This window comes from Rhodococcus sp. DT1, from assembly GCF_049844875.1.
Classification (GTDB): domain Bacteria; phylum Actinomycetota; class Actinomycetes; order Mycobacteriales; family Mycobacteriaceae; genus Rhodococcus.
Window position 1 is genome coordinate 283543 of sequence record NZ_JBNCLW010000001.1, and the last position, 26462, is coordinate 310004.

Below are 26462 nucleotides of genomic sequence, written 5' to 3' on the forward strand. Positions count from 1 at the left end.
TGGTCGATGGTTCAGCATGAACTGCCCTCGGCCCATGGGTCGCGCACCGGCTCGGTGCGTACCTGTATCGGTTGTCGGCAGCGAACGCTGGCTGCCGAGCTGCTGAGGGTCGTGGCACGCGAGCACGGATCACGAACGTTCGTCGTGGTTCCCGACCCCGGGCACAGGCTTCCCGGGCGAGGTGCATGGTTGCACCCCACCCCGGAGTGCCTGGGTCAGGCCGTTCGGCGCCGAGCATTCGGCAGAGCACTCAAAGTATCCGGAAATCCGGATACAGCGGCGCTGGATCAGCTGGTCGGGTCCGCGGCGGCGAGATCACAGAACGTGGCGGAGTCCGGCGATTGTCACCGGACTGCGTGACAGTGAGATCGGCGACGAGGCACCAACAGTGACATCGAACTCTGAGAAGAACAGGTACGAACACTCATGAGCACACCGTGAAGCACCAGCGATGAACGTCCATCGGAGATAACCCGAGGTCGTGCGGGCATTGGCCGGCTCGACCTCATCAGTGAGGAGAGCAGTGGCAGGCAAGGCCCGCGTGCACGAGTTGGCTAAAGAACTCGGTGTCACCAGTAAGGAACTACTCGCACGGCTCAAGGAGCAGGGCGAGTTCGTGAAGTCGGCGTCTTCGACCGTCGAGCCCCCGGTTGCGCGTCGTTTGCGCGAATCGTTCGGCAGCGCGAAGGAAGACGGCGCTACGGCCGGTAAGGCCGCACCCACCCCGGGACCGCGTCCCGGCGGAGGACCCCGTCCGGGTCCGCGCCCGGCGGCACCCGCGCCGGCGGCTGCAGCCCCGGCCCCCGAAACAACACCGGCGGCACCCGCGCCGGCCGAGACCACACCGGCTCCGAGCCCGGCCGCCGGTTCGCGGCCGAAGCCCGGCGCTCCCAAGCCGGTCGCCCCCAAGCCGGCTCCCGCAGCTCCGGCTCCGGCCGCGCAGGCTCCGGCCGCTCCGGCTGCCGAGGCTCCGGCTGCGTCGGCTCCCGAAGCAGCGGCACCCGCTGCGGCGGCGTCCCCGCAGGCTCCGTCGGCCAAGCCCGGTCCCAAGCCGGCAGGCCCGCGTCCCGGCCCCAAGGCCCCGCGCGTCGGTAACAACCCGTACTCGTCTGCTCCGGCAGAGCGTCCGGCTCCGCGTCCCGGTGGTCCCCGCCCGACTCCCGGCCAGGGTCGTCCCGCCGCAGGTCAGGGCGGACCCCGCCCGGCTCCCGGTCAGGGTCGTCCCGCCGCAGGTCAGGGCGGACCCCGTCCGGCTCCCGGCCAGGGCGGTCCGCGTCCGGCTCCCGGTCAGGGCGGACCTCGCCCGACTCCGGGTTCGATGCCCCCTCGTCCCAACCCCGGTGCCATGCCGCAGCGGGCTGCACGTCCGGCTCCGGCCGGCCGTCCGGGTCGTCCCGGCGGTGCTCCGGGCGGTCGTCCCGGTGGCGGCGCCGGCGGTGGCGGCGGCTACCGCGGTGGTGGCGCCGGTGGCGGCGCGCCCGCAGGAGCAGGTGCTCCCGGTGGCTTCCGCGGTCGTCCCGGCGGCGGTGGCGCCGGCGGTCGTGGCCGTGGCGGCGCAGCCGGTGCGTTCGGTCGCCCCGGTGGTGCTCCGCGTCGCGGTCGCAAGTCGAAGCGGCAGAAGCGGCAGGAATACGATTCGATGCAGGCGCCGTCGGTCGGTGGCGTGCGGTTGCCGCGTGGCAACGGCGAGACCATCCGGCTCGCTCGTGGCGCATCGCTGTCCGACTTCGCCGAGAAGATCGACGCGAACCCCGCTGCACTCGTGCAGGCACTGTTCAACCTCGGTGAGATGGTCACGGCCACTCAGTCCGTGAACGACGAGACCCTCGAGCTGCTCGGCTCGGAGATGAACTACGTCGTGCAGGTCGTCTCCCCCGAGGACGAGGACCGTGAACTGCTCGAGTCGTTCGACATTCAGTACGGCGAGAACGAGGGCGGCGAGGAAGACCTCCAGCAGCGTCCGCCCGTGGTCACCGTCATGGGTCACGTCGACCACGGCAAGACCCGACTGCTCGACACGATCCGTCAGGCCAAGGTCCGCGAGGGCGAGGCCGGCGGCATCACGCAGCACATCGGTGCCTACCAGGTGCTCACACACCTCAACGGTGACGATCGCCTGATCACCTTCATCGACACCCCGGGTCACGAGGCGTTCACCGCCATGCGTGCCCGTGGCGCGAAGTCCACCGACATCGCGATCCTCGTGGTCGCGGCCGACGACGGTGTCATGCCGCAGACGGTGGAAGCGATCAACCACGCCCAGGCGGCCGACGTGCCGATCGTGGTCGCGGTGAACAAGATCGACAAGGAGGGCGCGAACCCGGACAAGATCCGTCAGCAGCTCACCGAGTACGGCCTTGTCACCGAGGAGTACGGCGGCGACACCATGTTCGTCGACATCTCGGCGAAGCAGGGGCTGAACATCGACCAGCTGCTCGAAGCGGTGCTGCTCACGGCAGACGCATCGCTCGATCTGCGGGCCAACCCCGACATGGAGGCGCAGGGCGTCGCCATCGAGGCGCACCTCGACCGCGGTCGCGGTCCGGTCGCCACGGTGCTGGTCCAGCGCGGCACGCTGCGGGTCGGCGACTCCATCGTCGCGGGCGACGCCTACGGTCGCGTCCGGCGAATGGTCGACGAGCACGGCGAGGACGTCCTCGAAGCGCTTCCGTCGCGGCCCGTCCAGGTCATCGGCTTCACGTCGGTGCCCGGCGCCGGCGACAACCTGGTTGTCGTCGACGAGGACCGTATCGCTCGCCAGATCGCCGACCGGCGCAATGCACGCAAGCGCAACGCGCTCGCTGCGAAGAGCCGTAAGCGGATCAGCCTCGAGGATCTCGATGCCGCTCTCAAGGAGCACAACGAGCTCAACCTCATCCTCAAGGGCGACAACTCCGGTACCGTCGAGGCCCTCGAAGAGGCCCTCATGGGTATCGAGATCGACGACGAGGTGCGTCTGCGGGTCATCGACCGCGGTGTCGGTGGCATCACCGAGACCAACGTCAACCTGGCAGCTGCGTCCAACGCGGTGATCATCGGCTTCAACGTCCGCGCCGAAGGCAAGGCGACGGAGCTGGCGAACCGCGAGGGCGTCGACATCCGCTACTACTCGATCATCTACCAGGCGATCGACGAGGTGGAGAAGGCTCTCAAGGGCATGCTCAAGCCGGTCTACGAGGAGGTCGAACTCGGCCGCGCCGAGATCCGTGCGATCTTCAAGTCGTCGAAGGTCGGCAACATCGCGGGTTGCCTCGTGCAGTCCGGCATCGTCAAGCGCAACGCGAAGGCTCGTCTGCTCCGCGACAACAACGTTGTCGCCGAGACGATCACCATCTCGTCGCTGCGACGCGAGAAGGACGATGTCACCGAGGTCCGCGAGGGCTACGAGTGTGGTCTGACGGTCACCTACTCCGACATCAAGGTCGGCGACGTGATCGAGGCGTACGAGCTTCGCGAGAAGCCGCGCGACTGATACACCCCGCGCCTGTGGCGGCGAACGATTCGTCGTTCGCCGCCACGGGCGTGTCGGGACGCCACCACCGACACCGAGGATGCGGATGTACCTGGGAGCGCTCGAGCTGGACATCCTGCTCGGAGACGTGCATTCACTCAAGGAGAAGCGGTCGTACATCCGGCCGGTCCTCGCCGAATTGCGTCGCTTCGGTGTGTCCGTCGCGGAAACCGGCGAGCACGACCTCTATCGGCGCTCCACCCTGGCTGTGGCGGTGGTCGCACCCGACTTCGCGCACGTGCGCGACATACTGGACACCTGCGAGCGACTGGTCGCACAGCGCCCCGAACTCGACCTGCTGTCCACCAGACGAAGACTGTTCGGTCCGGAGGATTGACCCGGCCGACGGAGATCACGGCCACCGGCACCGGTGGCCGAGGAGAGGAACGAACGACATGGCCGATCCAGCACGGGCCCGCCGACTCGCCAAGCGCATCGCCACCATCGTGGCAACGGCGATCGGCACCGAGATCAAGGATCCGCGGCTCGAGTTCGTGACGATCACCGACGCGAAGGTCACCGCCGACCTGCACGACGCGACCGTCTACTACACCGTGCGCGGCGCCGACCTCGACACCGAACCCGACGTGGAGGCAGCCGCCGCCGGTCTCGAGAAGGCCAAGGGCGTTCTGCGGACCATGGTCGGTGCGGGCACCGGTGTGCGCTTCACCCCGAGCTTGACCTTCGTCACCGACACCGTGCCGGACACGGCACGGCAGATGGAGGAGCTGCTTGCGCGGGCACGCGCAGCCGACGAGGATGTGGCCCGCGCCCGCGAGGGCGCAGTACCCGCCGGCGATCCCGATCCGTACAAGGAGCCCCGTGAGCGTGACACCGGTGACGACGCCGAGTAACGATCCGAGCAGCGAACCGAGGTCTGCTGCTCCTCGCGCGGACGCCACCGCGCCCGCAGTGGGGGCCTCGGTCGACCTGCCGGGCGCGGTGGCCCTGCTCGACGCAGCGGCCACGGTGACGGTGCTATGTCACGTCCAACCCGACGCCGACACCCTCGGCAGCGGGCTCGCACTCGGTCTCGCGCTCGAGCGGCGGGGCGTCGCTGTGCAGGTGGCCTTCGCCGCTCCCGCCGAGGTGCCGGAGTCGATGCGCTCGCTGCCCGGCGGGCATCTGGTTACGCCCGCCGCCGCGGTGCGCCGGGATGCGGACCTCGTGGTGACCGTCGATTGCGGAACGGCGGGGCGCCTCGGCGACCTGCGTGACCGCCTGGCAGGTGCTGCGCGCACCCTCGTCATCGACCATCACGTGTCCAACACCCGGTTCGGGACCGACAACCTCATCGCGCCGGACGCGGAGGCCACCGCCGTGGTGCTCGCCGACCTGTTCGACGAGTGGGGTGTCGTGCTCGACGCGGACCTCGCCCATTGCCTGTACGCGGGGCTCGTGACGGACACCGGTTCGTTCCGCTGGGGCCGGCCTGCGTCGCATCTCCTCGCGGCACGTCTTCTCGCGACCGGAATCGACGGATCCGCGATCACCCGCGGGCTCCTCGATACCCACCCCTTCGGGTGGTTGCCGATGCTCTCGTCGGTGCTGGCGTCCGCGACCCTGGTACCCGAGGCGGTGCGGGGCAGGGGATTGGTCTACGCATTCGTTCGTCGCGTCGATTCGGCACACCTCGGTTCGGAAGAGGTGGAGAGCGTGATCGACATCGTGCGGACCACCGCAGAAGCGGAGGTCGCCGCGGTGTTCAAGGAGGTCGGGACCGAAGTGTGGACGGTGTCGCTCCGGTCGAAGACCGCAGTGGATGTATCCGCAGCCGCCACCGACCTCGGCGGCGGCGGCCACGCGTTCGCAGCCGGCTACACCGCGCACGGCGCACCGGACTCGGTGGTGGCGGCACTGCGTGGCGTACTCGGGTGACGACGGAACCCACGGGAGACACCGCGACGACGCCGGAGATCTCCGGCCGTCGCATTCTCGGTCTGGCCCTACCCGCGCTCGGTGTCCTCGCCGCCGAACCGCTGTACCTGCTCTTCGACATCGCTGTGGTGGGGCGCCTCGGTGCGTTGCCCCTCGCGGGACTCGCGATCGGCGGACTCGTCCTGGCCACGGTCAGCACACAGTTGACGTTCCTGTCGTACGGCACCACCGCCCGATCGGCGCGACTCCACGGCGCCCGCCGCCACGACGACGCCGTCGGTGAGGGCGTCCAGGCGACCTGGCTCGCCGTCGGAGTGGGGTTGCTCATTCTGCTGGCCGGGCAGCTCCTCGCCGGACCTGTCTCGCGCCTGATCGCCGGTGACGACGAGATCGCCGCCGAAGCCGTGTCGTGGTTGCGGGTGGCACTGTTCGGAGTGCCTCTGATCCTCATCGGTATGGCCGGCAACGGCTGGATGCGGGGAGTGCAGGACAATTTCCGGCCGCTGCGCTACGTGATCGCAGGTCTCGCCCTGTCCGCGGTGTTGTGTCCCGTGCTGGTGCACGGACTGCTGGGAGCACCGCGATGGGAACTCGTCGGCTCCGCCGTCGCGAACGTGCTCGGCCAGACGGTCTCCGCGACGTTGTTTGTGGTGGCGCTCTTGCGGTCGGGAGTGCCGCTGCGACCCCGGCCCGAGGTGATCGGCGCCCAGTTACGGCTCGGACGGGACCTGATCGCCCGCAGCCTGGCATTTCAGGCGTGCTTTCTCTCCGCCGCGGCCGTGGCCGCGCGGTTCGGCGCCGCGGCAGTTGCCGGCCACCAGGTGGTCCTCCAACTGTGGAATTTCGTGACGCTCGCGCTGGATTCGCTGGCGATCGCGGCGCAGGCGCTCGTCGGTGCTGCGCTCGGGGGCGCCGATCGGCGCGGTGCCACCCGGCTCGCATGGCGGGTCACCGCGTGGTCCGCGTTGTTCGCCACCGGTCTCGCCGTCGTGTTCCTGCTCGGGCGCACGGTGATCCCGGGCTTGTTCACGTCGGACCTCGCGGTACTCGGTCAGATCGACGTGGCATGGTGGTTCTTCGTCGCGATCATGCCGGTCGCCGGTGTCGTCTTCGCGCTCGACGGGGTACTCCTCGGTGCGGGTGATGCCGCGTTCCTGCGTACGGCAACGCTGCTGTCGGCCTTGATCGGGTTCCTGCCGTTCATCTGGTGCTCTCTCGTCTTCGACTGGGGTCTGGCGGGGATCTGGACGGGGCTTACGGTGTTCATCGTGTTGCGGATGCTCGCCGTCGTGGGACGCACGGTCTCGGGTCGATGGGCGGTGACGGGCGCGGACCGGCAGGTCGGCGTGCACAACGAGTCGGGAGGTTGATGCCGGTGGCAGCGAAGCTGTGGGCGATCAGTGATATTCACGTAGGCCATCGAGGCAACCGGCCGGTCACCGAAGACCTGTATCCGGAGTCGCCCGACGACTGGTTGATCGTGGCCGGCGACGTGTCGGAGAAAACCGACGACATCCGCTGGGCTCTGTCGCTGCTGAGCAGCCGGTTCGCGAAGGTCATCTGGGTTCCGGGCAACCACGAATTGTGGACCACCGCGAAGGATCCCGTGCAGATGCACGGGGTGGCCCGCTACGACTACCTCGTCACGATGTGCCGCGAACTCGGGGTGCTCACGCCCGAGGATCCCTATCCCGTCTGGGAAGGCGAGGGGGGACCGGTAGTGCTCGTACCGATGTTCCTGCTGTACGACTACTCGTTCCTTCCCGACGGCACCACCACCAAGGCGGAAGGCCTCACCGTCGCACGCGACCGCAACGTCGTCGCGACCGACGAGTTCCTGCTTCGGCCCGACCCGTATGTCACGCGGGACACGTGGTGCGCGGTGCGGGTGGAACAGACCCGGGCTCGGCTCGACGCGCTCGACCCGGCTCTGCCCACGGTGCTGATCAATCATTTCCCGCTTGTGCGTGAACCCACCCGAATGCTGTTCTACCCCGAGTTCGCACTGTGGTGCGGGACCACCGAGACGGCCGACTGGCATCTGCGCTACCGCGCGCTGTGCAGCGTCTACGGGCACCTGCACATTCCCCGGACGACGTACTACGACGGGGTCCGCTTCGAAGAGGTGTCGGTCGGCTACCCGAGGGAATGGCAGCGGCGCGGACTGCCCGATCGGCTTCTCCGGCAGATCCTTCCGGTGCCGGACTACCCGCCGGGAACCCTGAACAAGTGGGGCGGTCACTTCACGGTGACACCCGAGATGGAAGCCGAAGCCGAGAAGATGCGAGCACAACGACAGAGGGAGATGCGGTGACCGAGCCGTCCGCCGGAGAACAGGCCGAGACACACGCGGCGCTGCTGTCGCGCATCGTGCCGGAGGGGGTCGCGGCTGCGGAAATGTTCTCCGACCCGCCGGGACTGCGGCCGCATCCGCAGGAGGAACCGCTCGTCGCACGCGCGGTGGACAAACGCCGCCGGGAGTTCGCCGGTGCCCGGCACTGTGCCCGGCAGGCGATGCGGCACCTCGGGGTCGAACCCGGCCCCGTCCTGCGGGGTGAGCGCGGCGCTCCGGTGTGGCCGCGTGGGCTGGTGGGCAGTCTGACCCACTGCGACGGGTACCGGGCCGCGGTGCTCGGCTACTCGCTGCAGGTGCGGTCGCTGGGGATCGACGCAGAGCCTCACGACGTGCTCCCCGACGGGGTCCTGCCGGCGGTCAGCCTCGAACCGGAACGGGAATGGCTCGCGTCGGCGGGCGACGACCTGCACTGGGACCGTCTGCTGTTCTGCGCGAAGGAAGCCACCTACAAGGCATGGTTTCCGCTCACCGGCCGGTGGCTCGGGTTCGAGGACGCGCACATCACGTTCGAGCGCGACACCACCGCCGATGCCGTGACCGGCACCTTCCACTCCCGGATTCTGGTGCCCGGCGACACGCCGGACGGTCCACCGCTCACCGGATTCGACGGACGCTGGCTCGTCGCCGACGGTCTCGTTCTCACCGCGATCACGGTGCGCTGAACGATGACCGACCGAACCCACGAATTCTCCGACAATCCTGCCGTCGCCCGCGCGGGCCTGCTGGTCGTCGACAAGCCTGCCGGTATGACCAGCCACGACGTGGTGGCGCGTTGCCGCCGGCTGCTCGGCACCCGCAAGGTCGGCCACGCCGGCACTCTCGATCCGATGGCCACGGGTGTGCTCGTGCTCGGCGTCGAGCGGGCCACCAAGCTTCTCGGTCTGCTGTCGCTGACCACCAAGTCCTACACCGCGACGATCCGGCTCGGCCGGAGCACCGTCACAGACGATGCCGAAGGCGACGTCGTGGAGACGTCGGATGCGTCCGGTGTGACCGACGAGCGGATCGCCGAGGTGGTGGAGACGCTGACCGGAGACATCGAGCAGATTCCGGCGAGCGTGAGTGCCATCAAGATCGACGGTAAGCGCGCCTATGCCCGCATGCGCGAGGGGGAGACCGTCGAGATCCCCGCGCGGCCGGTGACGGTGTCGCGGTTCGACGTGCTCGCGCGCCGCAACGACGGTGCCTTCGTCGACCTCGATGTCGAGGTGGACTGCTCGTCGGGAACCTACATTCGCGCACTCGCCCGTGACCTCGGGGCCACCCTGGGAGTCGGGGGACACCTGACGGCCCTGCGCCGCACCCGGGTGGGCCCGTTCGGACTCGAACACGCGCGCACCCTCGAGGAACTCGCGGACGATCCCGTGCCGAGTCTCGGCATCGACGACGCGATCCGCACCGCGTTCGAGTGCCGGACCGTGAGCGACGACGAAGCAGCAGTGCTCGCGAACGGACGCTGGCTCGAACCCGTGGGGATCGAGGGGGTCTACGCGGCGGTCGACGAGCACGGCCGCGCGGCGGCACTGGTCCAGGAGAAGGGGCGTCGCGCGGCGTCGGTGTTCGTGGTCCGGCCCGCGAACATGTGACGGCTCAGACGAGCCAGATCGCGCCTGCGGCAAGGGTGCCCAGGTCCACGGTGCGGCCGTCGGTGCCGATCCCGATCGAGACCGTTCCGGCGAAATCTCGTCGTTCCACCACGCGGATATCGGTGTCGAGGGCGATGCCGACCTCGTCGAAGTAGCGCAGCATCGCCGGGTCGGCGTCGGAGATCCGCGCGACCCGGCCGTGCTCGCCGTCGCTGAACGTGGTCAGTGGACGGGCGGGCGGCGCCGGAATACGGCCGTCGTGCGACGGGATGGGGTCGCCGTGGGGGTCGCGTTCCGGGTAACCGAGCTTGGCGTCGATGGCGGCGACCATCCGTTCGGATACCGCGTGCTCGAGCACTTCGGCTTCGTCGTGGACTTCGTCCCAGCCGTAGCCGAGTTCCCGTACCAGGAAGGTCTCGATGAGGCGGTGCCGCCGCACCATCGAGACGGCAGCGGTCCGGCCTGCATCGGTGAGCGAGATCGACCCGTAGCGTGCGTGGTCGAGCAGGCCCTGATCGGCCAGGCGCCGCACCGCCTCGGACACGGTCGACGCCGAGACTCCGAGCTTCTCGGCAAGCAGTTTGGTGGAGATCTTCTCTCCGGACCACTCCTGGACCGTCCAGATGATTTTCAGATAGTCCTGGGCCACCGAGGACAGTGTCTCGGTCGCGGTGGTCTCGCTCGTGTCCGTCACGCGTTCAGTTTAGGTAACCGGCAGCACGGATTCACCCGCGTCGCCGGCACCGGTGCGATGCCGGATCGCTTTGGTGACCACTCCGTGGCGCGGCGAGAACAGATACACGGCTGCGAACACCACTGCCTGCGCCAGCACCACGACACCACCGGTCGCGGCGTCGGTGTAGTAGCTCGTGTACACCCCGACCACCGAGGCCGCGACCGCAAGGACGGGGGCGATGACGAGCATCCGCGCGAGACGGTCGGTGAGCAGGTACGCGGTTGCGCCCGGAATGATGAGCATCGCCACGACCAGAATGACGCCGACGGCCTGGATCGCGCTGACGATGGTCACGGCCAGGAGTGCGAGCAGCAGAGCCGACAACCTGCCGGGCGAGATACCCAGGGCGTGCGCCTGCACCCGGTCGAACGCGAACAACGTCAGGTCGCGGCGTTTGACGACCAGCACGATCAGCACGACCGCCGCGAGCGCCGAGACCTGCCAGACGTCGCTCGAGGCGAGTCCCAGCAGGTTGCCGAAAAGTACGTGGTTCAGATCGACCTGGCTGGGATTCTTCGAGATCAGCACGACACCGAGCGCGAAGAGCGTGGTGAACACGATGCCGATCGCCGCGTCTTCTTTCACCCGGCTCGTGCTGCGCACGAGTCCGATCAAGGCAACCGCGATCCCGGCGAACAGCAGGGCGCCGAGCGCGAAGGGTGCGCCGACGAGATAGGCGAGTACGACACCGGGCAGGACCGCGTGCGAGACGGCATCGCCCATGAGCGACCAGCCGATCAGGACGAGCCAGCAGCTGAGCAACGCGCACACCACTGTGGCGGCGACCGCCACGATCAGCGCGCGCTGCATGAATCCGTACTGCAGAGGATCGACAAGGAGATCCACCATCACTGCACCTCTCGCGCGACCGGCGCACTTGCCGGCGACTCGGTGGGGGAAGCGCCGAATGCGAGCGCCAGGTTCTCGGGACGCAGCACCTCCTCGGGTGGACCGTGGACGAGGAGGCGTCGTTGCAGCAGGACGGCTTCGTCGCAGAGAACCGGCAGTCCGGTGAGGTCGTGCGTGGCGACCAGGACTGCGCGTCCCGAGGCCGCGAGGTCCCGGATCACCGCTGTCAGTGCCTGTTGCGTCTTCGCGTCCACGCCGGCGAACGGTTCGTCGAGCAGGAGCAGCGGAGCTTCCTGCGCGATCGCGCGCGCCACGAACACGCGTTTGCGCTGTCCTCCGGAGAGCTGGCCGATCTGCCGTGTCGCGTAGTCGGTCATGCCGACGCGGTCGAGTGCGGACTCGACTGCCGCGCGGTCCGCCGGCCGGGGCCGGCGCATGAATCCCTGGTGACCGTAGCGGCCGGTCATCACCACTTCCCGCACCCCGATCGGGAAATCCCAGTCGACGGCCTCCGATTGCGGCACATATGCCACTGCGCCGGTCCGCCGCGCGACCACCGTGGATTCGCCCGCGATGGACACGCGCCCCGACACCGGCCGGACCAGGCCCATGATCGTTTTGAAGAGGGTCGACTTGCCCGAGCCGTTGGTTCCGACCAGACCGCACACCGTTCCCGGCGACAAGCTCAGGGACACCCGGTCGAGCGCGGTGACGGTGTCGTAGCGGACGGTGACCGTATCGATGTCCAGTGCAGGTGCCGTCATCGTGTCAATCCTGCCGTGATCGTCGAGATGTCGTGCCGCAGCAGGTCCAGGTAGGTGGGGACGGGACCGTCCGGGCCGGACAGCGAATCGACGTAGAGGGTGCCGCCGAACCGCGCCCCGGTGTCCGCCGCGACCTGCTGCTGCGCCTTGTCCGACACGGTCGATTCGCAGAACACCGCGGGGACCCGGTTCTCGCGCACGAAGTCGACGGTCCGGGCGACCTGCTGGGGCGTGCCCTGCTGGTCCGCGTTGACCGGCCACAGGTAGGCCTCCCGCAACCCTGCGTCGCGCGCCAGGTAACTGAACGCGCCCTCACACGTCACGAGGGCTCGCTGCTCCTCCGGTAGTGCCGAGACACCGGCGATCAGTTCGTCGTGGAGCGCCGCGAGTTCGGCTTTGTACGTGGATGCGTTCGCCGCGAAGTCGTCCGCGTGTTCGGGTGCGAGATCGGACAACGCGGCGGCGATGTTGTCGACATAGATCTGCGCGGTGAGCGGTGACATCCACGCGTGCGGATTGGTTTGCCCGGCGTAGCTGTCTCCGGTGATGTACACCGGTTCGATGCCGTCGCTGAGGACGACGTGCGAGGCGTCGGCGTCTTCGAGGAACTGTTCGAACCAGCGCTCGAGCCCGAGTCCGTTGTCCAGGACGAGATCGGCGTCGGCGGCGTTGCGGAGGTCGCTGGGAGTGGGCTCGTAGCCGTGGACCTCGGCGCCCGGTTTCGTGATGGATTCGACGCGCACATGGTCTCCGGCGACGGCGCGGGTCATGTCGGCGATCACGGTGAACGTGGTGAGGGCGAACGGCCGCTCGTCGGCGTCCGTCGGTGAGGTGCAGGCGGTGAGGGCGACGGCAGCAGCCGCCAGAACGGCGGTTTTGACCCATCCAATGGAAATCTTCGGCACACCGAAATTATGCATTCGGGTGCCGGATGTTGTCCACGTGGGCTACGGAGCCGGTCGAGGATGACCGACCGGCGCGTGCGCCGTAGGCTGCCGATGTGCAGAGATGGCGAGGTCTGGACGAGATACCTGCGGACTGGGGTCGTTGTGTGGTGACGATCGGGGTGTTCGACGGCGTACACCGGGGGCACCAGCAGCTGATTTCGAGCGCTGTGAAAGCCGCGACGGAACGAGGTGTCCCGAGCGTGCTCATGACGTTCGATCCACACCCCATGGAGGTCGTGCGGCCGGGAAGTCACCCCGCGCAGCTGACGACACTGGCGCGGCGCGCCGAGCTGGCGGAGGAACTGGGAATCGACGTGTTCTGCGTCGTGCCGTTCACCCCCGAATTCATGAAGCTCTCGCCGGAGCGGTACGCCCACGAGATCCTCGTCGAACGACTCCATGTCGCGGAAGTGGTCGTGGGGGAGAACTTCACCTTCGGCAAGAAGGCGGCCGGCACCGTCGACCTCCTGCGCTCGATCGGCGCGCGATCCGGTTTCGCGGTACAGGGCCTGACCCTCGTCGCCGAGCACGCCGTCACGTTCTCCTCGACCTACATCCGGTCCTGTGTCGACGCCGGTGATGTCGCTGCGGCGGCCGATGCGCTCGGCCGCCCTCATCGCGTCGAAGGAGTCGTCGTGCACGGCGACGGGAGAGGGCGCGGGCTCGGCTTCCCGACCGCGAACGTCGCGCCGCCGATGTACGCCGCTATCCCGGCCGACGGCGTCTACGCCGCATGGTTCACCGTGCTCGGCTCGGGATCACCCGTCGACGGTGTCTCGGTCGGGGAGCGGTACATGGCCGCGGTGTCGGTCGGAACCAATCCCACGTTCTCCGGACGCAAGCGCACCGTCGAGGCATACGTCCTCGACGAGGAAGCCGATCTCTACGGTCAGCACGTGGCGGTGGACTTCGTCGAACGGCTGCGCGGCATGGAGAAGTTCGATTCCGTGGAGGCGCTGATTTCTGCGATGCACCGCGATGCCGACCGCGTGCGCGAGGTACTCGCTGCCGGCTGACCGCATGTACCGGCCGCCGGGTATCCCCGTCGGCCGAACGTACGGGAGAGGCGGGCGCGCGGGGGGCGGGCGCGGCTCTGGTAATATCGACCGCTGGTGTGTGCTGCGGTTCGCGGCGGCCGCACCGGCGGACCCGGTCCGCTATCTGTCACGCGGACGTCAGTTGTTCAGGAGAACTACCAGTGGCATTGACCACCGAACAGAAGAAGTCGATCCTCGGCGAATACGGCCTGCACGAGACCGATACCGGGTCGCCCGAGGCTCAGGTTGCGATGCTCACCAAGCGCATCGTCGACCTCACCGAGCACCTCAAGCAGCACAAGCACGACCACCACTCCCGCCGCGGCTTGCTGCTGCTGGTCGGTCGTCGTCGCCGCCTGCTGAAGTACGTCGAGAAGGTCGACGTCGAGCGTTACCGCTCGCTCATCCAGCGTCTGGGCCTGCGTCGCTGACGCAGCCGAGAAGCGACACGATCTGCATCCGCTGATCTTTTCCGACAGCCAACGGGGCACCCACTACACTGGGCCCCGTTGGCTATCGGTGTTTGTGCCGGTATAGCCGGCACGCCACACCGCCGACGGCGGTGAACTGTATGCACCGATGGTGTCGGTCCTCGGTAGTGACTTTCCGGTCCGGGCACGGCGTCCGTAAGAGACGCCCCCGCCGGAGGGTTTCGATCGACGACCGCCTCCGTGAATCGGTGCGCTACCACGGCCAAGGGGGCCGTGGAGCCCGCGCGGGTACGGCGAAGACGAAGAGGGAAGAGAAGATACAAAGATGACAAGCAATTCCGCAGTCGAGACCGACGAAGGCGTCTACGAAGCCGTCGCGACACTCGACAACGGTGCCTACGGCACCCGCACGATCCGTTTCGAGACCGGCCGCCTCGCACAGCAGGCCGCCGGCGCCGTCGTCGCCTACCTCGACGACGAGACCATGCTGCTGTCGGCCACCAGCGCGTCGAAGCACCCCAAGGAGCACTTCGACTTCTTCCCGCTCACGGTGGATGTCGAAGAGCGTATGTACGCTGCCGGGCGCATCCCGGGCTCGTTCTTCCGTCGCGAGGGCCGTCCCTCCACCGACGCGATCCTCACGTGCCGCTTGATCGACCGGCCGCTGCGCCCGTCCTTCGTGGACGGCCTGCGCAACGAGATCCAGGTCGTCGTCACGGTTCTGAGCCTGAACCCGAACGACCTGTACGACGTGGTCGCGATCAACGCGGCGTCGGCGTCGACGCAGCTCGCCGGACTGCCGTTCTCCGGACCCGTCGGCGGTGTGCGTGTCGCACTCATCACGTCCGACGACAACAAGGCCGGCCAGTGGGTTGCCTTCCCGACGGTCGAGCAGCTCGAGAACGCCGTGTTCGACATGGTGGTCGCGGGCCGCATCGTTGGCGGTGCGGACAACCCGGACACCGCTGATGTCGCGATCATGATGGTCGAGGCGGAGGCCACCGAGAACGTCATCGCACTCGTCGAGGGCGGCGCACAGGCGCCGACCGAAGCGATCGTCGCGCAGGGCCTCGAGGCCGCCAAGCCGTTCATCGCCCGCCTCTGCGTCGCTCAGCAGCAGCTCGCTGTCGCTGCCGCGAAGCCGACCGGCGACTTCCCGCTCTTCCCGGCCTACGCGGACGACGTGTACGCCGAGGTCGAGGCTGCGGCGTCGACGAAGCTGGCCGAGGCGCTGACCATCGCCGGCAAGCAGCAGCGTGACGAGCGCACCGACGAGATCAAGGTCGAGGTTCTCGAGCAGGTCGGCCCGAAGTTCGAGGGTCGCGAGAAGGAGATCGGCGCAGCCTTCCGCGCGCTGACCAAGAAGCTGGTTCGCCAGCGCATCCTGCGTGACCAGTTCCGTATCGACGGGCGCGGGATCACGGACATCCGTGCACTCTCGGCCGAGGTCGCCGTCGTTCCCCGTGCACACGGTTCGGCGCTGTTCGAGCGTGGCGAGACCCAGATCATGGGTATCACCACCCTCGACATGGTCAAGATGGCTCAGCAGGTCGACTCGCTCGGCCCGGAGACCAGCAAGCGCTACATGCACCACTACAACTTCCCGCCGTACTCGACCGGTGAGACCGGCCGCGTCGGTTCGCCGAAGCGTCGCGAGATCGGCCACGGCGCCCTCGCGGAGCGGGCACTCGTGCCGGTGCTCCCGAGCCAGGAAGAGTTCCCGTACGCGATCCGTCAGGTGTCGGAAGCGTTGAGCTCCAACGGTTCCACGTCGATGGGTTCGGTGTGCGCCTCGACCCTGTCGCTGCTCAACGCCGGTGTTCCGCTCAAGGCTCCGGTCGCGGGTATCGCGATGGGCCTGGTCTCGGACGAGGTCGACGGTGAGATCCGCTACGTGGCACTGACCGACATCCTCGGAGCCGAAGACGCCTTCGGCGACATGGACTTCAAGGTCGCCGGAACGAAGGATTTCGTCACCGCGCTGCAGCTCGACACCAAGCTCGACGGAATCCCGTCGCAGGTGCTCGCGGGTGCGCTGTCGCAGGCACACGACGCGCGCGCCACGATCCTCGAGGTCATGGCCGAGGCCATCGACGCTCCGGACGAGATGAGCCCGTTCGCGCCGCGCATCACCACGATCAAGGTTCCGATCGACAAGATCGGCGAGGTCATCGGGCCCAAGGGCAAGATGATCAACTCGATCACCGAGGAGACCGGCGCCAACATCTCCATCGAGGACGACGGCACCGTGTACGTCGGAGCTGCGGACGGTCCGTCCGCGCAGGCAGCGATCGACAAGATCAACGCCATCGCCAATCCGCAGCTGCCGAAGGTCGGCGAGCGTTTCCTCGGCACCGTGGTCAAGACCACGGCGTTCGGTGCGTTCGTCTCCCTGCTCCCGGGCCGTGACGGTCTGGTGCACATCAGCAAGCTCGGCAACGGCAAGCGCATCGCGAAGGTCGAAGACGTCGTGAGCGTCGGGTCCAAGCTGCGGGTCGAGATCGCCGATATCGACAACCGGGGCAAGATCAGCCTCGTGCCCGTCGAGGACGACGCCGCCGCCGAGGCCGCTCCGGCCGAGGCAGCCACCGAGTCCTGATCGGCTCCTCCCGGTAGCCACCGGCTCCGGGACAGGCAATCACCGCGCGCTGTTCCTTCCCTTCGGGGCGGGAACAGCGCGCGGTGTCGTTGTGAGGGGGCTAGACCGGGCGCTGACCAGACCTGCGGCGGAGCGTCGCCGCCGGTTCGGCACCCCACGAGAATCGAGGCCCGCCCCGGTGTAAACCTTTCGGCAAAAGGCGTACGGCGATTCTGCCGAGGGTGTTCCCTGGTGGTGTGAGCACGGTTACAGCCTCAGGAATCGGGGCGCGCCCAGGAGTCAACCTGGCACTGGCGACCTGGGTGTCGGCCATGAACTTCTGGGCCTGGAACCTGATCGGACCGCTGTCCACCACCTACGCCGGCGACATGTCGCTGAGCAGCTCCGAGACGTCGATGCTCGTGGCGACCCCGATCCTCGTGGGGTCGCTCGGCAGGATCGTGGTGGGCGCCCTCACGGACCGCTACGGCGGCAGGGTCATGTTCATCGCGATCACCCTCGCGTCGATACTGCCGGTCCTCGCGGTCGGCCTCGCGGGCAACGCGGGCTCGTACCCGCTGCTGCTCGTCTTCGGATTCTTCCTGGGAATCGCCGGCACGATTTTCGCCGTCGGGATCCCGTTCGCCAACAACTGGTACGACCCGTCTCGTCGTGGTTTCGCCACGGGTGTATTCGGTGCGGGCATGGTCGGCACGGCACTGTCGGCCTTCTTCACGCCGCGCTTCGTCGGATGGTTCGGGCTGGTCGCCACCCACGTGATCATCGCAGTGGTGCTGGCGCTGACCGCGGTGTTGTGTGTGACCGTCATGAGGAACGCGCCCGCATTCGTTCCCAACACCCAGCCGGTGGTGCCCAAATTCCTTGCGGCATGCAAACTCCGCGTCACCTGGGAAATGTCGTTCCTGTATGCCATCGTCTTCGGTGGTTTCGTCGCGTTCAGCAGCTACCTGCCCACCTACATCAGGACGGTGTACGAGTTCTCCGCGGTCGACGCCGGTACCCGCACGGCGGGGTTCGCCGTCGCCGCGGTGATCGCCCGGCCCATCGGTGGTGCACTGTCCGACCGGATACCGCCGAAGTACGTGGTTCTCGCGTCCTTCGCGGGCACTGCCGTGACCGCGTTCCTCGCGACGTTCAAACCGCCCCCGGACTTCTGGTCGGCCGTCGTCTTCATCTCGATGGCGATCTTCCTCGGTATCGGTACCGGAGGCGTGTTCGCCTGGGTGGCGCGGCGTTCGCCCGCCCAGTCCGTCGGCAGTGTCACCGGCATCGTCGCGGCGGCGGGTGGCCTCGGCGGATACTTCCCGCCGCTGGTCATGGGCGCAACCTACGACCCGGTGGGCAACGACTACACCGTGGGTCTGTTGCTCCTGGTCGCGGCGGCTCTCATCGCACTCGTCTACACCGCGGTCTGGCTCAAGGCACGTGAACCGGCCACATCGCGGGACGCTCCACACAGGCAACCGGAGGAGAGCACGTGACTACGGACAAAGTCGCCGTGGGTGGGACGCTCGAGGAACTGATGGTCCGCAGCGGCCGGTTCTTCACGCGTGGCGAAGAATCCGCCGACACCCGCAGCATCACGCACCAGGGCGGCAGAGCAGGTGACATCTTCTACCGCGACCGGTGGAGCCACGACAAGGTGGTGCGATCGACACACGGCGTGAACTGCACCGGTTCGTGCTCGTGGAAGATCTACGTCAAGGACGGGATCATCACCTGGGAAACCCAGGAGACGGACTATCCCACGGTGGGAGCAGACCGCCCCGAGTACGAACCGCGCGGTTGCCCCCGAGGAGCGGCCTTCTCCTGGTACACCTACTCTCCGACACGGGTGCGGTACCCGTACGCGCGCGGAGTCCTCGTCGAGATGTATCGCGAGGCCAAACAACGTCTCGGAGATCCGGTACTGGCGTGGGCGGACATTCAGAACGACCCGGAACGCCGGCGCCGGTACCAGCGTGCGCGAGGCAAGGGCGGGCTGGTGCGGGTCACCTGGGCCGAAGCCACCGAAATGGTCGCCGCGTCCCACGTGCACACCATCAAGGAGTACGGGCCCGACCGCATCGCCGGTTTCTCCCCGATTCCCGCCATGTCGATGGTGTCGCACGCAGCCGGTTCCCGGTTCGTCGAACTGGTCGGTGGCGCCATGACCTCGTTCTACGACTGGTACGCGGACCTGCCGGTCGCCTCCCCGCAGGTCTTCGGGGACCAGACCGACGTCCCCGAATCGGGCGACTGGTGGGACGCGTCGTACCTGTTGATGTGGGGTTCCAACGTCCCGGTGACCCGTACCCCCGACGCACACTGGATGACGGAGGTGCGGTACCGCGGGACCAAGGTTGTCGCGATCAGCCCGGACTACGCGGACAACACGAAGTTCGCGGACGAGTGGATGCCGTGTGCTGCCGGAACCGACGGTGCCCTGGCGATGGCGATGGGCCACGTCCTGCTGCGCGAGTGCTACGTCGAGAAGCCCGTACCTTTCTTCACGGACTTCTCCGCGCAGTACACCGATCTGCCCTTCCTGGTGAAACTCGAAGAGCGCGGCGGAAAGTGGGTGGCGGGCAAGAACCTCACCGCGGCCGACCTCGGGCAGGACGTGGAGAACGCCGCGTTCAAGCCCGTGCTGCTCGACAGCGCCACCGACAGCGTGACGGTTCCTCACGGTTCCCTCGGATTCCGCTACGGCGAGGAGGGTATCGGCAAGTGGAACCTCGAACTGGGTGACCTGTCGCCCGCCCTCACGGTGGCACCGCCGGCCGGCGGCGCAGCGGAGGTCCTCGCCGTGCATCTGCCGAGTTTCGACACGATCGACGGTCGGGGCGGAAGCCTCGAGCGCGGTGTGCCGGTCCGCCGGGTGGGTGAGCACCTGGTCTGCACGGTGTTCGACCTGATGCTCGCCCAATACGGCGTGCAGCGGGCAGAGTTGAATCTGCCCGGGCAGTGGCCGACCGGGTATGACGATCCGTCGACGCCCTACACGCCGGCGTGGCAGGAATCGATCACCGGAGTGTCTGCGGCGCAAGCGATCCGGGTGGCCCGGGAACTCGCGCGAAACTCCGAGGAATCGGGCGGGCGCTCCATGATCATCATGGGAGCCGGAATCTGCCAGTGGTTCCACGGCGACGCGACCTACCGGGCCGTGCTGTCCCTGCTGCTCCTGACCGGAGCGATGGGACGCAACGGCGGCGGCTGGGCGCACTACGTCGGGCAGGAGAAGTGCCGAACCGCCACCGGGTGGGCCACGATGGCGATGGCCACCGACTGGAGCAGGCCACCTCGTCAGATGGCGGGCACCTCGTACTGGTACGTGCACACCGACCAGTGGAAGTACGACGGGTACCGGGCGGACGCCCTCTCGAGCCCGCTGTCGCGGGGGCGCTTCCGGGACAAGCACACCATGGACGTGATGGCGTCGGCCGTCGCGATGGGATGGTCGCCGTTCTATCCCCAGTTCGACCGCAACACACACGATCTGGCGGACGAGGCCCGTGCGGCCGGTCGCGACATCCCCGAGTATGTCGCCGAGCAACTTGCCCAGGGGACGGTGAAACTCGCCGTCACCGATCCCGGGTCGCCGCGTAACTGGCCGCGCGTGCTGAGTGTGTGGCGCTCGAATCTTCTCGGCTCCTCCAGCAAGGGCAACGAGTACTTCCTGCAGCATCTGCTGGGTACCGACTCGAACATTCAGGGTGCGAAGGCCACGCCGGATCTGCGTCCGAACGACGTCGCCTGGCCGGAGGACGTCCCCGACGGCAAACTCGACATGCTCATGTCCATCGACTTCCGGATGACGTCGACGACGCTGTTCTCGGATGTCGTGCTGCCCGCGGCGACCTGGTACGAGAAGGGCGACCTGTCGAGTACCGACATGCACCCCTACGTGCACGCGTTCAGTCCCGCGATCGATCCTCCCTGGGAGACCCGCTCGGACTACGAGGCGTTCGGTGCGGTCGCGAAGGCGTTCAGCGCCCTGGCACGCACGCATCTGGGGACGCGGACCGATGTGGTGATGGGGACGCTCCAGCACGACACGCCCGGTGCGATGGCGTATCCCGGTGGAACGGAGAACGACTGGAGGAAAACCGGTGAAGTGCCCATCCCGGGGAAGACCATGGGGCCTCTCGTGGTCGTCGAGCGGGATTACACCGCCGTCGCCGACAAGTGGGCCACGCTCGGGCCGCTCGCGGAGTCGGCAGGGCTGACCACCAAGGGGGTGACCACCCACCCCGACCAGGAGGTCGCCGAACTCGCCGTCAAGTTCGGCGTCATGGATTCCGGTGCCGCCGCCGGGCGCCCGGCGATCACCACTGCGGAACGGATGTGCGACGTGATTCTCGCGCTGTCCGGGGCGTCGAACGGCCGGCTCGCCGTGCAGGGGTATCGCGAACTCGAGAAGCGAACCGGGCGCAGGCTCGTCCACCTCGCCGAAGGCAGTGAGGAACGCCGGATCACCTACGCCGACACGCAGGCCCGGCCGGTACCGGTGGTCACGAGCCCGGAATGGTCGGGCAGCGAAACAGGTGGTCGCCGCTACGCACCCTTCACCACCAACATCGAGGAACTCAAACCGTTCCACACCCTCACCGGCCGGATGCACTTCTACCTCGACCACGACTGGATCGAGGAGATGGGCGAGCAACTTCCGACCTACCGGCCCCCGCTGGACATGAACCGTCTGTTCGGTGAGACATCCCTCGGTACCGGTGACGGAGTGGGGCTGACGGTGAGATACCTGACCCCGCATTCGAAATGGTCGATCCACTCGGAGTATCAGGACAACCTGTTCATGCTCTCGCTCTCGCGCGGCGGACCGACGATGTGGATGAGTCCGGCGGACGCGGCGAAGATCTCGGTGCGCGACAACGACTGGATCGAGGCCGTGAACCGCAACGGCGTGGTGGTGTGCCGGGCCATCGTGTCGCAGCGCATGCCCGAGGGCGTGGTGTTCGTCTACCACGCGCAGGAACGCGTCATCGATGTCCCGCTCACCGAAACCACCGGAAAGCGTGGCGGGATCCACAATTCGATCACGCGGATCCTGATGAAACCGAGTCATCTGGCGGGCGGCTACGCCCAGACCTCGTATGCCTTCAACTATCTCGGACCGACCGGCAACCAGCGCGACGAAGTCACGGTCGTGCGCCGCCGGTCTCAGGAGGTGACGTACTGATGTACACCATCGGACCCCACGGACGGGGGCACTCATGAAGGTCATGGCACAGATGGCGATGGTCATGAACCTCGACAAGTGCATCGGGTGTCACACGTGCTCGGTGACCTGTAAACAGACCTGGACCAACCGTTCCGGAACCGAGTACGTCTGGTTCAACAACGTGGAGACCCGTCCGGGTCAGGGGTACCCCCGCACCTACGAGGATCAGGACAAGTGGCGCGGCGGCTGGATCAGGGACAAGAAGGGCAGGATTCGGCTGCGCGACGGCGGCCGCCTCCACAAGCTCAGCCGGATCTTCTCCAACCCCAAGATGCCGTCGATCGACGACTACTACGAACCGTGGACGTACGACTACGAGACCCTCACCAACGCCCCTGCGGGGGAGAACATCCCGGTGGCGCGACCGCGCAGTCTCCTCAGCGGCGAACCGATGAAAGTGGAGTGGTCGGCCAACTGGGACGACAACCTGGCGGGCTCGCCCGAGATCGTTCCGGACGACCCGATCCTGGCTAAGATCAACGAAGAGGTCAAGACGTCGCTCGAAGAGACGTTCATGTTCTACCTGCCCCGGATCTGCGAGCACTGCCTCAACCCGTCGTGTGTCGCGTCGTGCCCGTCCGGAGCGATCTACAAGCGCTCGGAGGACGGCATCGTCCTCGTCGACCAGGACCGGTGCCGCGGCTGGCGGATGTGCATCTCCGGATGCCCGTACAAGAAGGTCTATTTCAATCACAAGACCGGCAAAGCCGAGAAGTGCACGTTCTGTTATCCCCGCATCGAGGTCGGGCTACCGACGGTGTGTGCCGAAACCTGCGTCGGGCGTCTGCGCTACATCGGGCTGGTGTTCTACGACGCCGACCGGGTGCTCGACGCGGCGGCGGTGGAGAACGAACAGGATCTCTACGAAGCCCAGCGTCAGGTCCTGCTCGACCCCCACGATCCGGAGGTCATCGCGGGGGCCCGGGCCGAAGGGATTTCCGACGACTGGATCGCCGGCGCACAGAAGTCACCGATCTACTCGCTGATCAACGTCTACAAGGTCGCGCTGCCGTTGCATCCGGAGTACCGGACCATGCCGATGGTCTGGTACGTGCCGCCGCTGTCGCCGGTCGTCGACGCGGTCAGCCGCGACGGTCACGACGGGGAAGATCTCGGAAACCTGTTCGGAGCACTCGAGTCGTTGCGCATTCCCATCCGCTACCTCGCGGAGCTGTTCACAGCGGGGGACACCGCGTCCGTGGAAGCCGTCCTGCAACGGCTCGCCGCGATGCGGTCGTATATGCGCGACATCAACCTCGGTCGCGACACCCAGCCGCATATCCCGGAGTCCGTGGGCATGACGGAGGAGCAGATCTACGAGATGTACCGGTTGCTCGCCCTCGCCAAGTACGAAGAGCGCTACGTGATCCCGACGGCCTATGCGACCGAAGGACACAAGCTCGAGGAATCCGCCACGGACTGCTCTCTGTCGTTCGACGGTGGACCGGGAATGTACGAGTCCGGGCCCTTCGGTGAGTCGAGCGGCGGACCCGTCCCGGTCGCGGTGGAAACGTTCCACGCGCTCGCAGAGCGACAGACCACGGAAGGCCTCGCGGTCAACGAGCGCGAGCCCTCCCGCGTCAATCTGCTGAACTGGGACGGCAAAGGAGCGCCCACGGGTCTGTTCCCGGGTGCCTGGCCCGGCGACGGCGAGGAGCGGCGGTGACATTGTTCCGGCGGGCGTCACGCCGAGAGGATCCCGCTCGCCGGTTGCAGACCCGGCTCGTCCACCAGGCGGCCTCGTTGCTGCTGGCGTATCCGGACGAGCAGATGGCGGAGCGTCTCGACACCGTCGAGGCACTCGTCGACCACATCGACGAGCCCGCGCGCGGCCGGCTCACCCGGACCGCCGCGTACCTGCGTCGTAGCAGCCTGCTCGATGCGGCCCAGGCGTATGTCGACACGTTCGACCTGCGTCGGCGCTCGACGATGTACCTGACCTACTGGACCGCGGGAGACACACGCAACCGGGGATCGGAAATCCACGCGTTCGTGCAGACCTATCGGGAGGCGGGCGCCGAACCTCCGGTCGGCGAGGCGCCCGACCACCTCCCGGTGGTCCTCGAGTTCGCGGCCACCGTCGCACCCGAGGCGGGAGAACGGCTGCTCGTCGCGCACCGGGTACCGATCGACGTCCTGCATCGCGCGCTGGTCGGCGACGATTCGCCGTACGCGGACACCGTCGCCGCGGTGTGCGCCACGCTGCCTCCTGTGGACGAGGCCCAGGAACAACGGGCCCGCCGGCTGATGCACGCCGGACCTCCGGCCGAGGCGATCGGCCTGCAGCCGTTCACCCTGACCGTTCCGCCACGCCGGGACGCCCACGACCGACGAGAAGGGCCGTAAACGATGAGCGCGGGTGCAATCTTCTGGGACATCGTGCCGTACGTGACACTCGCGATCCTGATCGTCGGCACGTGGTGGCGGTACCGATACGACAAGTTCGGCTGGACCACCCGCTCGTCACAGCTCTACGAGAGCAGGCTGCTGCGCATCGGCAGTCCGCTGTTCCATTTCGGCATTCTGGTGGTGATCATCGGCCACGTCATCGGCTTGCTGATCCCGAAACAGTGGACGTACGCGATAGGGATCAGCCAGCACGCGTACCACGTCCAAGCTCTCGTGCTCGGGACCATCGCCGGCGCCGCGACCCTCATCGGGGTGTGCCTGCTCATCTACCGCCGGCGTACCAACGGCCCGGTGTACTCCGCGACCACCCTCAACGACAAGGTCATGTACGTAGTCCTGGTCGCCGCGATCGTCGCGGGTCTCGCCACCACCCTCATGGGCGCGGGAGTGGTCGGCGAACACAATTACCGCGACACCGTATCGCCGTGGTTCCGGTCCATCTGGATCCTGCAGCCACGCGGCGAACTCCTCGTCGAGGCGCCGGTGTCGTTCCAGATCCACACCCTGATCGGTCTGGTGCTGTTCGCGATCTGGCCGTTCACCCGGCTCGTCCACGCATTCAGCGCACCGGTGGGATATCTGTTCCGCCCGTACATCGTCTACCGGAGCAGGGGAGAGGCGCGAGAGGGTCAGCTGGTCGGCTCCCAGCCCCGGCGCCGCGGTTGGTGACCGTCGCCGGATCCGCCCGCGCATGTATCGTGTGATGTTCCGTTCCCGGACGTATGTGCCGGACCCCGACCGCAGGACCGTAGAACTCACACATGGCTCCCACCCGGCACGTTTCTCCTTCCGATACCGCTTCCGCCCCCGCAGTGGATTCCGGCGTTCGCCGCACCGTTCTGCCCGGAGGCGTGCGAGTGGTCACCGAGCACGTGCCGGGCGTGCGATCGGCGGCGGTCGGCGTGTGGGTCGGAATCGGCTCCCGCGACGAACAACCGTCCGTCGCCGGCGCGGCACACTTTCTCGAGCACCTGCTGTTCAAATCCACCCCGACGCGCACGGCCCTCGACATCGCGGAGCTCATCGACGGGGCGGGCGGCGAACTCAACGCGTTCACCAGCAAGGAACACACCTGCTACTACGCGCACGTCCTCGACGACGATCTTCCGCTCGCAGTCGACGTCGTCGCCGACGTGGTGTTACGGGGCCGGTGCCGCAGCGCCGACGTGGACGTCGAACGGCAGGTCGTCCTCGAGGAGATCTCGATGCGCGACGACGATCCCGAGGATCTCCTCGGTGACTCCTTCCTGACCGCGCTGTACGGAGATCACCCCATCGGCCGTCCCATCATCGGTTCCGTCGACTCCATCGAGGCGATGACCCGCGCTCAGCTGCACTCCTTCCACGTGCGCAGGTACACCCCGCAGCGGATGGTCGTCGCGGTCGCCGGCAACGTCGACCACGAGCACACCGTCGAACTCGTCCGCCGCGCCTTCGCCGGGCACCTGGACGGCACAGGCGGGCCGGTGCCGCGCCGGGAAGGCCGGCTCGAACTGCGCACCACACCCACCCTGAGCATCACCGAGCACGACGGCGAGCAGTCGCACCTCTCGCTCGGCGTTCGTTCCTTCGGCCGGCACGACGACCGCCGCTGGGCACTGTCGGTGCTCAACGCCGCGATCGGCGGCGGGTTGAGCTCACGGTTGTTCCAGGAGGTGCGCGAGAAGCGGGGTCTGGCGTACTCCGTCTACTCCGGTATCGACACCTTCGCCGACACCGGCGCGTTCTCCGTGTACGCCGGGTGCCAGCCCGAGAATCTCTCCGAGGTCGCGGCCGTGATCCGCGAGGTGCTCGGCGCCGTCGCGAAGGACGGCATCACCGACGCGGAATGCGCTCGCGCCAAAGGCTCGTTGCGCGGTGGTCTGGTCCTCGGTCTCGAAGACACCGGGGCGCGGATGCACCGCATCGGACGCAGCGAGCTGAACTACGGCCGGCACTGGAGCCTCACCGAGACCCTCGAGCGCATCGCGACCGTGTCGTCGGAACAGGTGCGTGAGGTCGCAGCCGAACTACTGCACCGTCCGTTCGCGGCCGCGGTGGTCGGGCCGTACCGGCGCCCGCGGGATCTCCCCGCCGCGGTGCGCGACATCGTCGGCTGACCCTGTTCCGCCTGCCGGTCACCTGCGCCGTCGCGGTGACCA

The 26462-nt window shown here is 67.7% G+C and carries 22 protein-coding genes; 18 read left to right on the top strand and 4 right to left on the bottom strand.

All coding sequences use genetic code 11. The features are described 5' to 3' along the window. Positions 1-6: 6 nt before the first annotated feature. From ACLQ3J_RS01290 to truB, 9 genes are all read left to right on the top strand, one after another. Positions 7-360, top strand: a complete 354-nt coding sequence (locus tag ACLQ3J_RS01290) for a YlxR family protein (RefSeq protein WP_169620591.1) — start codon at positions 7-9, stop codon at positions 358-360. Positions 361-523: 163 nt separating this feature from the next. After that, a complete protein-coding gene (gene infB / locus ACLQ3J_RS01295; RefSeq protein WP_169652406.1) occupies positions 524-3472 on the top strand; it encodes a translation initiation factor IF-2 in 2949 nt (982 codons plus the stop codon). An 85-nt stretch (positions 3473-3557) separates the two neighbouring features. Beyond that, complete coding sequence (locus ACLQ3J_RS01300) at positions 3558-3848, top strand: DUF503 domain-containing protein (RefSeq protein WP_169620593.1); 291 nt, start codon at positions 3558-3560, stop codon at positions 3846-3848. 58 nt (positions 3849-3906) lie between these two features. Further along, entirely contained in the window at positions 3907-4365 is a 459-nt protein-coding gene (rbfA, locus tag ACLQ3J_RS01305; protein WP_169620594.1) for a 30S ribosome-binding factor RbfA, read from the top strand. A gap of 58 nt (positions 4366-4423) precedes the next feature. Beyond that, the gene (locus ACLQ3J_RS01310) at positions 4424-5389 is read left to right on the top strand and encodes a DHH family phosphoesterase (protein ID WP_425902270.1); all 966 of its coding nucleotides are present in this window, start codon (positions 4424-4426) and stop codon (positions 5387-5389) included. Next, positions 5386-6759, top strand: coding sequence for an MATE family efflux transporter (locus ACLQ3J_RS01315; protein ID WP_169620596.1), 1374 nt, complete (start codon positions 5386-5388; stop codon positions 6757-6759). The genes ACLQ3J_RS01310 and ACLQ3J_RS01315 overlap by 4 nt, the downstream gene beginning before the upstream one ends. Before the next feature lie 5 nt (positions 6760-6764). Then, complete coding sequence (locus ACLQ3J_RS01320; protein WP_169620597.1) at positions 6765-7703, top strand: metallophosphoesterase family protein; 939 nt, start codon at positions 6765-6767, stop codon at positions 7701-7703. 41 nt (positions 7704-7744) lie between these two features. Continuing rightward, a complete protein-coding gene (gene npt / locus ACLQ3J_RS01325) occupies positions 7745-8407 on the top strand; it encodes a 4'-phosphopantetheinyl transferase Npt (RefSeq protein WP_169620722.1) in 663 nt (220 codons plus the stop codon). A 3-nt stretch (positions 8408-8410) separates the two neighbouring features. Continuing rightward, entirely contained in the window at positions 8411-9331 is a 921-nt protein-coding gene (truB, locus tag ACLQ3J_RS01330; RefSeq protein ID WP_378528283.1) for a tRNA pseudouridine(55) synthase TruB, read from the top strand. Positions 9332-9335: 4 nt separating this feature from the next. On the opposite strand, the gene ACLQ3J_RS01335 is transcribed toward truB, so the two are convergent. The 4 genes from ACLQ3J_RS01335 to ACLQ3J_RS01350 are packed head-to-tail and all read right to left on the bottom strand — an operon-like array spanning position 9336 to position 12600. After that, positions 9336-10025 carry a metal-dependent transcriptional regulator gene (locus ACLQ3J_RS01335; RefSeq protein WP_169620599.1) on the bottom strand — a complete coding sequence of 230 codons (690 nt, stop codon included), beginning with the start codon at positions 10023-10025 and terminating at the stop codon, positions 9336-9338. Positions 10026-10034: 9 nt separating this feature from the next. After that, a complete protein-coding gene (locus ACLQ3J_RS01340) occupies positions 10035-10916 on the bottom strand; it encodes a metal ABC transporter permease (protein WP_296550883.1) in 882 nt (293 codons plus the stop codon). Beyond that, on the bottom strand, positions 10916-11680 hold the full coding sequence (locus ACLQ3J_RS01345; protein ID WP_169620601.1) for a metal ABC transporter ATP-binding protein: 765 nt from the start codon (positions 11678-11680) through the stop codon (positions 10916-10918). Before ACLQ3J_RS01345 ends, ACLQ3J_RS01340 begins: the two co-directional genes overlap by 1 nt. Continuing rightward, positions 11677-12600, bottom strand: a complete 924-nt coding sequence (locus tag ACLQ3J_RS01350) for a metal ABC transporter substrate-binding protein (RefSeq protein ID WP_169620602.1) — start codon at positions 12598-12600, stop codon at positions 11677-11679. The genes ACLQ3J_RS01345 and ACLQ3J_RS01350 overlap by 4 nt, the downstream gene beginning before the upstream one ends. A gap of 80 nt (positions 12601-12680) precedes the next feature. Here ACLQ3J_RS01350 and ACLQ3J_RS01355 point away from each other — a divergent pair, with 80 nt between their 5' ends. The 9 genes from ACLQ3J_RS01355 to ACLQ3J_RS01395 all read left to right on the top strand — a co-directional run bounded on the left by ACLQ3J_RS01355 (position 12681) and on the right by ACLQ3J_RS01395 (position 26420). Continuing rightward, positions 12681-13643, top strand: a complete 963-nt coding sequence (locus ACLQ3J_RS01355; protein ID WP_169620603.1) for a bifunctional riboflavin kinase/FAD synthetase — start codon at positions 12681-12683, stop codon at positions 13641-13643. Between the two features lie 182 nt (positions 13644-13825). Further along, positions 13826-14095, top strand: coding sequence for a 30S ribosomal protein S15 (rpsO, locus tag ACLQ3J_RS01360; RefSeq protein ID WP_169620604.1), 270 nt, complete (start codon positions 13826-13828; stop codon positions 14093-14095). Positions 14096-14420: 325 nt separating this feature from the next. Further along, entirely contained in the window at positions 14421-16694 is a 2274-nt protein-coding gene (locus tag ACLQ3J_RS01365) for a polyribonucleotide nucleotidyltransferase (protein WP_169620605.1), read from the top strand. A 311-nt stretch (positions 16695-17005) separates the two neighbouring features. Next, on the top strand, positions 17006-18175 hold the full coding sequence (locus tag ACLQ3J_RS01370; protein WP_296550896.1) for a nitrate/nitrite transporter: 1170 nt from the start codon (positions 17006-17008) through the stop codon (positions 18173-18175). Positions 18176-18216: 41 nt separating this feature from the next. Continuing rightward, positions 18217-21870 carry a nitrate reductase subunit alpha gene (locus ACLQ3J_RS01375; RefSeq protein ID WP_425902273.1) on the top strand — a complete coding sequence of 1218 codons (3654 nt, stop codon included), beginning with the start codon at positions 18217-18219 and terminating at the stop codon, positions 21868-21870. A 34-nt stretch (positions 21871-21904) separates the two neighbouring features. Further along, positions 21905-23578 carry a nitrate reductase subunit beta gene (gene narH, locus ACLQ3J_RS01380; RefSeq protein WP_169652403.1) on the top strand — a complete coding sequence of 558 codons (1674 nt, stop codon included), beginning with the start codon at positions 21905-21907 and terminating at the stop codon, positions 23576-23578. Next, entirely contained in the window at positions 23575-24258 is a 684-nt protein-coding gene (narJ, locus tag ACLQ3J_RS01385) for a nitrate reductase molybdenum cofactor assembly chaperone (RefSeq protein ID WP_422424216.1), read from the top strand. Before narH ends, narJ begins: the two co-directional genes overlap by 4 nt. 3 nt (positions 24259-24261) lie before the next feature. Beyond that, positions 24262-24990 carry a respiratory nitrate reductase subunit gamma gene (gene narI, locus ACLQ3J_RS01390; RefSeq protein WP_169620608.1) on the top strand — a complete coding sequence of 243 codons (729 nt, stop codon included), beginning with the start codon at positions 24262-24264 and terminating at the stop codon, positions 24988-24990. 92 nt (positions 24991-25082) lie between these two features. Further along, positions 25083-26420: a M16 family metallopeptidase gene (locus tag ACLQ3J_RS01395; protein ID WP_296550885.1), complete on the top strand. Its 1338-nt coding sequence runs from the start codon at positions 25083-25085 to the stop codon at positions 26418-26420. Positions 26421-26462: the final 42 nt, after the last annotated feature.

Coding starts and splice junctions, on each gene's coding strand:
- ACLQ3J_RS01395 (WP_296550885.1), top strand. CDS start 25,083: ATGGCTCCCACCCGGCACGTTTCTCCTTCCGATACCGCTTCCGCCCCC.
- ACLQ3J_RS01350 (WP_169620602.1), bottom strand. CDS start 12,600: ATGCATAATTTCGGTGTGCCGAAGATTTCCATTGGATGGGTCAAAACC.
- ACLQ3J_RS01290 (WP_169620591.1), top strand. CDS start 7: ATGGTTCAGCATGAACTGCCCTCGGCCCATGGGTCGCGCACCGGCTCG.
- narI (WP_169620608.1), top strand. CDS start 24,262: ATGAGCGCGGGTGCAATCTTCTGGGACATCGTGCCGTACGTGACACTC.
- ACLQ3J_RS01345 (WP_169620601.1), bottom strand. CDS start 11,680: ATGACGGCACCTGCACTGGACATCGATACGGTCACCGTCCGCTACGAC.
- ACLQ3J_RS01300 (WP_169620593.1), top strand. CDS start 3,558: ATGTACCTGGGAGCGCTCGAGCTGGACATCCTGCTCGGAGACGTGCAT.
- truB (WP_378528283.1), top strand. CDS start 8,411: ATGACCGACCGAACCCACGAATTCTCCGACAATCCTGCCGTCGCCCGC.
- rbfA (WP_169620594.1), top strand. CDS start 3,907: ATGGCCGATCCAGCACGGGCCCGCCGACTCGCCAAGCGCATCGCCACC.
- narH (WP_169652403.1), top strand. CDS start 21,905: ATGAAGGTCATGGCACAGATGGCGATGGTCATGAACCTCGACAAGTGC.
- ACLQ3J_RS01375 (WP_425902273.1), top strand. CDS start 18,217: ATGGTCCGCAGCGGCCGGTTCTTCACGCGTGGCGAAGAATCCGCCGAC.
- ACLQ3J_RS01340 (WP_296550883.1), bottom strand. CDS start 10,916: ATGGTGGATCTCCTTGTCGATCCTCTGCAGTACGGATTCATGCAGCGC.
- ACLQ3J_RS01370 (WP_296550896.1), top strand. CDS start 17,006: ATGAACTTCTGGGCCTGGAACCTGATCGGACCGCTGTCCACCACCTAC.
- ACLQ3J_RS01365 (WP_169620605.1), top strand. CDS start 14,421: ATGACAAGCAATTCCGCAGTCGAGACCGACGAAGGCGTCTACGAAGCC.